This is a genomic window from Pelatocladus sp., from assembly GCF_059505505.1.
In genome coordinates this window covers 23,567-33,081 of record NZ_JCACKS010000249.1, presented here as the reverse complement: position 1 = coordinate 33,081, position 9,515 = coordinate 23,567, and the positions used below count along the sequence as shown (strand labels likewise).

Genomic DNA, 9,515 nt, shown 5'->3' with positions numbered 1-9,515 from the left:
TTGGCACTTTCCTATAGTATCTACCTTCCTCTTCTTTGTCAACTACTTTTTTTTTATTTTTTGGCTATTCCAAAAAGCTTATGTTTTAATCGCTTGAGCCACAAATGAGGTGTATTTAGGAACGCAAATTTAATAACATGCAATTCTGATGGAACTTAAAACGGTTCGTTACGCTCCGCTAACACAGCCTAATTTTGCACTTTATTTAATCCTCATTCCTTAGAGAATACAGTGCACTTCTTAGAGGATGTTTGAAAAGTTTTTAGGGGTCAAAATTCATGCTAAACGCCTCACCATGATCCGGATCATGGCAAGGTAGATAAAAGTCTTCGATGTTTCGGGCAATAACTCAACATCTGTTGACCAATCGGCGACACCCCATGAGCCAACCGAAAGTGCGCTCCACTACCCAACGTTTTTTGAGCAACACGAACCCCTTAGTTTGCTCTGGTCGCAGCACTACCTGCACAATCCAACGACAAATGTCCATGACCCACATCATGAATGCTGGACCATCAAAGCCGCCATCAGCCCAAATAGTCGTCAAGCGAGAAACCTTGTTACCCATTTCTTGGACGCGCTTGAGTACTTGTTTACGGCCTGAGCGCTCTGGCACACTAGCGGCGGTGACCAATACCCGCAGTACTAATCCCAAGGTATCAACGGTCATAAAACGCTTGCGCCCTTTGATTTGTTTGCCTGCATCAAAGCCCACTTGTTGACTCACCATAGCCACACTTTTTACACTTTGACTATCGATGATTGCCTCTGATGGACTCGGATGACGCTCAATTTCGATTCTTGTCCACTGTCGTAAACTATCGTGAATGTGCAACCACGTCCCGTCTTTACGCCAGTTTCGCAAATATGTATACACTGTTTGCCAAGGAGGAAAGTCTCCAGGTAGCGTAGACGCGAAGCGGCTTGTCGCCAGACATCGCCATCTCACTCCTTCTAGCAGGACATAGAAGATCGCGTTCAAAACTTCCCACATATCGACTTCACGCTTGCAACCACCGGGTTTGGGTTGTGGGATCATTTCACTCAGAAATTCATATTGTACACGGGTCAGATTGCTGGGGTATGCTTTACTCATGTTGCTCTCTCGGTGCTGTCTATATATCTATTCACAGCGTATACCGAGAGAGCTTTTTTACAACCTGACCGACTTTTCAAACAACCTCTTATTGACAATAGCTTTGAATGCCATTTTTGTTGATTCATGGCTACTCAAATGTCTTTTTTGACTTCAGATGTTTGTTTTTATTCTTACTTCCTTTTTTCTCTCAGTATTTTCTCTCTGTGACACTTGGGGGTGCGGAAGGTGGGTTTTATGCCATTGAGCTTCAAAAGTTTTACAGAAATCATCTACGTGGCAAAATAAAGCTTCTAAACTAAACATAGGACAGGTGCTGGATTTGATGTTATTTTCAGCTTACTACCTGTCCCTTTCCTTATCCCGAACTCAGGTTACCTAATGTTTCATATTCCTTTATAGCGTTTCCCGACCTAGTGAGGTACGGTTTTAAATTTGGTTATATTTTTGGATAAAGATTAAAAAAGATTAGGTTTACCTCAGTAGCTTAGGAAACGCTATATAGTGATTAAATAGTACAAATAGTTAAGATAACTGTAAATTTACTTTTGATGCTCCCTCATACACTACTGTTTAACGGATCTCCAGAAAATAAAATGTCCCGCCCTATCAAATATATTTCGGCTCAACCCAAGGATTGGTGGGCGTTGCGCCCCCAGACGCAACGCGAGGGGGGGACATTTTATTACTTGGAAAGGTCTAATACAGTGTCGGCTTTTTGAGTTCAAGACGAATATGGTAACTTCAACTGCTGTACTACCTCCATTTATCGTGCTAGATCAACTCTTGCAAAACTGGTTATTAGAAGATATTGGTAGAGGAGATCGCACAACTCAATCTCTTTTAAATGACAATACAATTCAAGGACAAGCTCATTGGATAGCTAAAGCATCTGGAGTAATTGCTGGTTTACCAATAGCGGCAAGAATTTTTCAGCTTTTAAATGAGAAGATAGAGTTTACCACACATGCAGTTGAAGGTGAATGCTGTCAGCAAGGACAGGTAGTAGCGCAGATGCATGGATCGTTGGATGCACTGTTGATGGGGGAACGAGTAGCACTGAATTTAGCAATGCGCTTAAGTGGAATCAGCACACTCACTCGTCAATATACAGATAAAATCTCAGATTTACCTACTAAACTTGTGGATACTCGTAAAACTACCCCAGGTTTAAGAATTTTGGAAAAGTATGCAACTCAAGTAGGAGGGGCGATCAATCATCGTATTGGACTGGACGATGCGGTAATGATCAAAGATAATCATATTGCAGCCGCTGGAGGAATAGAAGAAGCTATTATTCGGATTCGAGAACGGATACCTTATCCATTGACGATTGAGGTAGAGACAGAAAGTTTGGAACAAGTACAAGAAGCTCTAAATAATAAAGCTGACATTATTATGTTGGACAATATGCCTCTAGATATGATGCAGGATGCGGTGCAAATTATTCGCTTAGAAAATACTAGAGTGAAAATAGAGGCTTCTGGCAATATTACATTAGGGACTATTCGTGCTGTAGCAGAGACAGGTGTAGACTACATTTCGAGTAGTGCGCCAATTACGCAGTCGAAGTGGTTGGATTTGAGCATGAAGATTCAGTGATATAAGCCTCTTCTGTCATTTTCCGAGAGATCAATCTCTAGAAGCTTTACCAGTCAATCAATACAAGCTATCCGATTAAAAAACTTGCTGCTTGTATTTGTTATTAGAAAAAAAATCTGGCGATACGCCATACGACACACTACGTGAACGCTTCCTATAAAAAAGCTCTAGAATTCAGAAATGGCAAAAGTTTTCGGAGAGTGACACAAGAGGGTTAAAGCTTTCAAATCTCAAATGCTTCTAATTCTTTGTTAAACCACTCTCCTTGAAAGCGTTCAGCAACAAGTGGTTTAACAACAAACTTCGGTATAGTACCCCCTGTAACATCAATTCGCACACATGAATATGGCAACCGCTTGAAATTATCGTAACCATTGCGACCAATAAATAAAAGCGAATCAGCAATTTTACGAGTAGGTTTTCCTTCTATATACTCGAAAGTCTCCATTAACTCAGTCCCTTCATCTCGTTGACGACGGGGACGACGACCGCTACCACCGCAGATTATACAATTGAGATGAGAGTCAGCATATCCGGTGTTGGTAGTGCGGAGATATTCCAAGCAGTGAGCATGACCGTTTAAAATCAAATCAACAATTGGACGCCCGTGAGTTAAATAACCAAGAGTTTGTGCGGTGCTATCAAATACCCAACGTAAACGCCGACGCACTGCTAAAGTTTGAGCTTGATTCCATTTACTTGCTTCGGTAACGTAGGGGGGATGATGAAAATAAACTACCCTTCCCCGTACTTCTTCGGTATGCCAAGATTCAATCAGCCTTTGCTTAAACCATTCCAATTGTTCAAAGTCGGTAGCTGGTTCATCGTGGGATGTGAGTTGTTTTTCGATGTCAATTTTAACTTCGTCGATTTGGTATAACTTGGCTTTGAGAGCGTCGAGTTTTTCCGCATCTTCTGGATTATCTGGGTTGAGGCGATCGCACACTTCTAAAATTTCCATCTCTTCATCTTCGATTTCGTGGCGACGTTTTTCCAGTTGACGGCGACTGCTTTCTCCTTCTTTGGTTGCGGGTAGGGGAGATGGTTCGTTAAAAGTATTCGAGTCGAGGGCAAAAAAGTCAATTCCGCCGTAACGAAAAGTGTAATAACGATTGGGTAGGCGGGTAAAACGTCCAGGTTCGTAGCGCAAACAGCGTCCTGTGTCTGTTTTGGCGATGTAGTGTTCATCGAGATGAAATTCTAACTGTTCTTTGCTGTGGAACACCTTAAGATAATCAATAAACGCTCGTGCGTACGCATCACCTTGATCAGAGCCATGCCAACCAACTTCAATATCTTTATAGCGTAACAGGCGACGCAGTGGTAGCGTGGTTCCCGCCAAAAGTCGATACATCAACGGTACATCATAGTAATCGTGATTACCAAGCACTGGCAAAATTGGGGTTTTAAACACCATGCGATCATAGGGAATGCGTTTGTAGTTTTCTCCGCCTTCGATGAATTCGCGATAAGGTTCAATAAAATTTCGAGGATAATACTCGCGCGAACCGACAACATAAATTACATCCCCCGTATGCAAAACAAAACTAGATTCCTCTTGATGCGGAAGCATCAGTTCAGCAACTTGGCGCTGGGGATGATGTTTATAGTATGATTTCGTCCCACTATCACCGATGACCATAAAAGAAAATTCTGGATTATCCGAGTTGCGATCGTCGATCACCATGCTAGTTTGATCAATCCCACGCTGGATAATACTTGCATTACCCCAGCGCACCCGTTCTTTCATCTTTTGAATTTTTACAGGTATCGATGGTTCGGAAATGAATTTCATTGGCGATCGCTCCCAGAATGCAGAACTTTTTCTATTTCTGCTTGCATTCCGATTGTATCTATAAGTTGTTGATGGTTGTCTTCTGATCTTCGACTTCGCAGAAGTTGTCGGGGATCTCGTAGAATTGCTAAATCTTTAATTTGTGCCAACTCATTTATCTTCTTGACTACTCAATAATCTTAATTCTTGAGCAGGTTCTATACTCGAACCATATAATTCAACAAACCTTCTAAATAGCCACATTGTTTCGTGATTTGAAACTCTATTTAAGTTGATTAAGCGCTCTAGGTTTTTTTTAGCAAGTGTGCGTAAATAGGGTATATCTTCATACAGTGTTAAACAAGAAGCAAAATGCAAGATAATTTGCATTATTGGCTTTGGCCAGTCTAGATTGCTGTAAATATCTACAAAGAATTTATGAGTTTTACTGCTTAAAGGAAGAGCATTAAATATGACAATAATCTTTTTGTTGTTATAGACTGGAATACTTAATTCAACAGTAAAAGGTGTATGCAATATTAAATCTACTTCGACTATTGGTTGTCTCCAAATTCTTAAAATATTAACAGCCGATACCGCTAATATTGTTTGAAATTTGATCTTACCGCCGTAGTTTGTAGCCTGAATATAATTAACATCAACAACTTTTAAATTATTCAGACTAAAACTGTGAACTGTTTCCAAGTGTTTTAAATTTAATAAATGATAAATTTGACACAGATAAGGAAAAGGCAGAGTATACGCTTGACTGATCATATGCTGATCTTGTAACTCAACCATTCTACTTCTAACTGTAGATATTGCTTGCTGGCGATAATGACTTAAGTCAGTTTGTTCGCTTGGGGATACGCCTTCATTATTCAAGTTTTCATCTGGCTTCAAAAACAGCCAACTCAAGAATAAGAAAGAGGTGGCGCATATCTGTAGAATCTCTATTGGAGATAAATAACCATCAGCAAACGCAGCAAAACCTCTATCAGTAATTCCGAACATCCAAGAAAAAATACCCCAATACCAAATATTATTTTTGAAGTTTGCAAATAACAGAGAAATTTCTACAGTTTGATGGTTACTAGTATAATTACAGACATTCTTTTGTGAAATATTGCTAGTCATAGCAGTTACAGAAATAAAAGTTCCACTTTGTTAAACAGCAGGTAGATATTATCCATATTTTTAAATTGCTGTTATCACTTAAGCTTGCTCATTTTATAATCAGATAAGCATCTTTCTTCAGTAGTAATTTTTGAGAGCTTCAACTGTATAATTTGACATAATGGTTTCACTGTTTTCGCAAAAACAGCCAATGAAATCAACATTCTTATAATTCTTAAATTCTCAAGTAATAATTTATTAACATCTAGTTCAACGTTTATTAATATGTAACATTAACTTCAGCTATAGTTATGTTCATAACGAACAACAATAGTAAGAGGATGTTTAAAACCTACATTCCGTACCCTCAACTGTCACAACCGGTTTTTACTAGACCTCTTACACGAATCAAGAAAACAGAGCAAGTTCATAATTAAGAAGTCCAGCAATTAAGTTGCATCGTAAGCCAAAGCGTTTTCTGCGATTACGATATTGTTCTTTGAGGATGCGAAAAATTTTCAATCGACGATTGATATGTTCGCCAACAATACGTAGTTGAGCTAAATTACGATTGTGCTGGCGATTAGCAGGGGATAAATTAGCACCACGAGGTTTTTTAGCCGGAATACAGCTAATAGCATGGATTTTCGCAATTCCTTGATAGCCTTTATCGGCTAAACACAACTGAGAATCATGAAATCTTACCTTCGTATTTTTCAGTAACCGGAAGTCATGAATGCGACCGATTCCATAAGCAGTACAGATGATTTTGCCACTAACCTGGTCAACTACCAATTGGGCTTTCAAGGTGTGAAGTTTTTTCTTGCCGCTATAATACCGACGCTGTTTTTTTGCCCCATTTTTAAGAGGAGAAAACTGTGACCGCCTTTGTTACCAGTTCTCACCAGTTCTGGCGGTATTGACTTCTACCATTCTCCCAAATGTTGCAATATGCACTCCACATAACCGTTTAAATTCTGGTGGTGGCAGGTCTTTTATCTGTTCGTAGCTCATTGCTCTTTGTTTTTTGACCTGTATTTTTTCATGCTTACACTATTCATGCAAGAGGTCTAATATAGAGAAGCGCTGTTTGAAGTGTCTCAACGATAAAAAATACACTTTACGAAACTCTAAACAAGTTGCTTGTAAGCGTCAGCTTTTACTTTTCACAGAGATTTTCAGTCCAAAATTTTTCCTGGTTAACGCTACTCTCATCGGAACTTGTTACATATCTGTGTGCGTACAACCAAAGTTAAAAACCTACCACAATTGCGTGAGGAAATCTAGAATTTACGTCGTCACGCTTTATTTACTGTTGAAATGACTCGATAATCATTTACAAACAACCTTTAAAACCGTAATATGTTGATGGCAAATTTTAATGATACATTTTTTACTTTTAAATTGAGTCTTTACCAATGATAATAATGACCATATTTACTTGGTATTTATTTACTATCTTTCTACTGGAAAGTATAAATTGCTGTCTATTTGATTAATTTTGCTCAGTTTGTAGTGAGGACTGAAGTCTTGACTACGAAATACTCGAAATTAATGTGGCAAATCGCTAGTCAGATATGAATACTGAGAAAAATAGACACAAGCAAATGAATATGTATTAAGTAAATTTTGTAAATATAAGGAAAATCAAAATGATTTTAGTATAGATTCAAACACAGTTGTTAAAAAGACAAAAAACTTGTACTTAACAACAATCATTACCATAGATTTAACAAGACTCGATTTTTTTAGTGTAGTGTGAGAAGTGTTTCATGCAAATTCAAGACAGAGTGACCGCATCAAAACTGTCAGATGCGATCGCTGCTAGCCAGAAATATTTACTTTCGATTCAAAACCCTCAAGGCTATTGGTGGGCTGAATTAGAATCTAACGTTACCATCACTGCGGAGGTTGTTCTCCTTCATAAAATTTGGGGAACAGATAAATCTAGACCCCTGCACAAAATAGAAGCATATCTGCGTTCTCAACAACGAGAACATGGTGGCTGGGAGCTTTTTTACGATGATGGCGGAGAATTAAGTACATCGGTGGAAGCTTACATGGCATTGAGGCTCTTGGGTGTACCTCCAACCGACCCAGCCATGATCAAAGCCAGAAGATTTATTCTAGAGCGAGGCGGCATTAGTCGGACTCGCATTTTTACAAAGTTACACCTAGCGCTGATTGGTTGCTACAGCTGGCAGGGTATTCCTTCGTTACCACCCTGGGTAATGTTGCTGAGTGAGAAATTTTTCTTCAACATCTACGAAATGTCCAGTTGGGCAAGATCAAGCACAGTGCCATTGTTGATTGTGTGCGATCGCAAACCAGTTTTTCAAATTGATTCAGCGATCAACTTGAATGAACTGTATGCAGAAAGTATAGAAAAAGTCAAGTATGAATTACCCCGTAGTGGTAACTGGACAGATATATTTCTTACCCTTGACTCTGGTTTCAAACTAGCTGAAAACTTGAATTTAGTTCCTTTTCGTGCAGAAGGTATCAAAGCTGCCGAAAAATGGATATTAGAGCGCCAAGAAGCTACAGGTGACTGGGGCGGTATTATTCCTGCGATGCTCAATTCGCTGCTGGCTTTGCGATGCTTGGATTACGACGCAGCCGATCCAATTGTGGAGCGAGGATTACAAGCTGTCGATAACTTTGCCCTTGAAACAGCAGATACCTACCGAGTCCAGCCTTGTGTTTCTCCAGTTTGGGATACAGCTTGGGCAATTAGAGCGCTTGTTGATTCTGGTTTATCGCCAAATCATCCTGCTTTAGTGCAGGCGGCCGAATGGTTGTTAGATAAGCAAATTCTCGACTACGGTGATTGGACAGTAAAAAATCGCCAAGGTAAACCAGGTGCATGGGCATTTGAATTTGACAATCGCTTTTATCCTGATGTAGATGATACGGCGGTCGTAGTCATGGCGCTAAATCAGGTTGAACTTCCGAACGAAAAACTCAAACATCAAGCTATGGTTCGGGCTGTAGATTGGATAGCTTCGATGCAGTGTAAACCCGGCGGTTGGGCTGCTTTTGATCTCGACAATGATCAAGATTGGCTAAATCAAGTCCCCTATGGTGACTTGAAAGCTATGATCGACCCCAATACAGCCGATGTCACCGCCAGAGTTTTAGAAATGTTGGGTAGTTGTCAGCTAGCAATTGATAAAAATAAGCAACAACGTGCTATTAAATATCTTTTAAATGAGCAAGAGTCTGAAGGTTGCTGGTTTGGTCGTTGGGGAGTTAATTATATTTACGGAACAAGTGGCGCATTGGCTGCTTTATCTTTGGTTAGTCCTCAAACTCATCGCCACAATATAGAACAGGGTGCGGCTTGGTTGATTAGTTGTCAAAACTCAGATGGTGGTTGGGGTGAGACTTGTCGTAGTTATGATGATCCCAGCTTGAAGGGGAAAGGACGCAGCACTGCATCTCAGACAGCTTGGGCTTTAATTGGACTGATGGTAGCACTTAGAGCAACTAGCAATTTTGCCAAACTAGCAATTGAGCGGGGAATTGACTATTTACTCGTAACTCAACTGCCAAATGGTAGTTGGGATGAAGCCGATTTTACCGGTACTGGCTTTCCAAGTCATTTTTATCTCAAGTATCACCTCTATCAACAATACTTTCCTTTAATAGCTCTAGGTCAATATCAAAAATTATTTGCTTGACTTATTTGAAATAAAGCGTTTGGATGACAATTATTCGATTTAATGAAACAATTGTCTTCCAAATGCTACGCTACAGAAACTTCTATGGCGTAGGTAATACGCCTACTATTAATTCCAATCAAAACTTTTTTGTTTTAAGTATGAACAAAAAATTACACAATTTTAATCAACTTTTCAAAATAAACAGTTGCAAATAAAGTTATTAAGTTGTTAGTGAAAACGATTTCAGTCAAATCACAAAAGA

The 9,515-nt window shown here is 39.5% G+C and carries 6 protein-coding genes and 2 pseudogenes; 2 read left to right on the top strand and 6 right to left on the bottom strand.

Annotation, left to right across the window (positions count from 1 at the left end):
- Positions 1–276: 276 nt before the first annotated feature.
- Positions 277–1,096: pseudogene (locus AC5JMK_RS25585) on the bottom strand (IS5 family transposase).
- Positions 1,097–1,831: 735 nt separating this feature from the next.
- On the opposite strand from AC5JMK_RS25585, the gene nadC reads away from it, so the two are divergent.
- The gene (nadC, locus tag AC5JMK_RS25580) at positions 1,832–2,698 is read left to right on the top strand and encodes a carboxylating nicotinate-nucleotide diphosphorylase (protein ID WP_495911280.1); all 867 of its coding nucleotides are present in this window, start codon (positions 1,832–1,834) and stop codon (positions 2,696–2,698) included.
- Positions 2,699–2,921: 223 nt separating this feature from the next.
- On the opposite strand, the gene AC5JMK_RS25575 is transcribed toward nadC, so the two are convergent.
- The 5 genes and pseudogenes from AC5JMK_RS25575 to AC5JMK_RS25555 form a co-directional block, all read right to left on the bottom strand.
- On the bottom strand, positions 2,922–4,493 hold the full coding sequence (locus AC5JMK_RS25575; RefSeq protein WP_096678089.1) for a metallophosphoesterase family protein: 1,572 nt from the start codon (positions 4,491–4,493) through the stop codon (positions 2,922–2,924).
- Positions 4,490–4,642 carry a hypothetical protein gene (locus AC5JMK_RS25570; RefSeq protein WP_495911279.1) on the bottom strand — a complete coding sequence of 51 codons (153 nt, stop codon included), beginning with the start codon at positions 4,640–4,642 and terminating at the stop codon, positions 4,490–4,492. Before AC5JMK_RS25570 ends, AC5JMK_RS25575 begins: the two co-directional genes overlap by 4 nt.
- 1 nt (position 4,643) lies before the next feature.
- Positions 4,644–5,609 carry a hypothetical protein gene (locus AC5JMK_RS25565; protein ID WP_096678087.1) on the bottom strand — a complete coding sequence of 322 codons (966 nt, stop codon included), beginning with the start codon at positions 5,607–5,609 and terminating at the stop codon, positions 4,644–4,646.
- Between the two features lie 387 nt (positions 5,610–5,996).
- Positions 5,997–6,434 (bottom strand): annotated as a pseudogene (locus AC5JMK_RS25560) (transposase family protein); the annotation flags it as partial.
- Between the two features lie 45 nt (positions 6,435–6,479).
- Entirely contained in the window at positions 6,480–6,602 is a 123-nt protein-coding gene (locus AC5JMK_RS25555) for a hypothetical protein (protein ID WP_495911278.1), read from the bottom strand.
- Positions 6,603–7,360: 758 nt separating this feature from the next.
- Between AC5JMK_RS25555 and shc the strand changes: the two genes are divergently transcribed.
- Positions 7,361–9,271, top strand: coding sequence for a squalene--hopene cyclase (shc, locus tag AC5JMK_RS25550; RefSeq protein ID WP_495911277.1), 1,911 nt, complete (start codon positions 7,361–7,363; stop codon positions 9,269–9,271).
- Positions 9,272–9,515: the final 244 nt, after the last annotated feature.

What these genes read in the sequence shown, in the direction of transcription:
- nadC (WP_495911280.1), top strand. Translation starts at nt 1,832, where the DNA reads ATGGTAACTTCAACTGCTGTACTACCTCCATTTATCGTGCTAGATCAA.
- AC5JMK_RS25575 (WP_096678089.1), bottom strand. Translation starts at nt 4,493, where the DNA reads ATGAAATTCATTTCCGAACCATCGATACCTGTAAAAATTCAAAAGATG.
- AC5JMK_RS25565 (WP_096678087.1), bottom strand. Translation starts at nt 5,609, where the DNA reads ATGACTAGCAATATTTCACAAAAGAATGTCTGTAATTATACTAGTAAC.
- AC5JMK_RS25555 (WP_495911278.1), bottom strand. Translation starts at nt 6,602, where the DNA reads ATGAGCTACGAACAGATAAAAGACCTGCCACCACCAGAATTTAAACGG.
- shc (WP_495911277.1), top strand. Translation starts at nt 7,361, where the DNA reads ATGCAAATTCAAGACAGAGTGACCGCATCAAAACTGTCAGATGCGATC.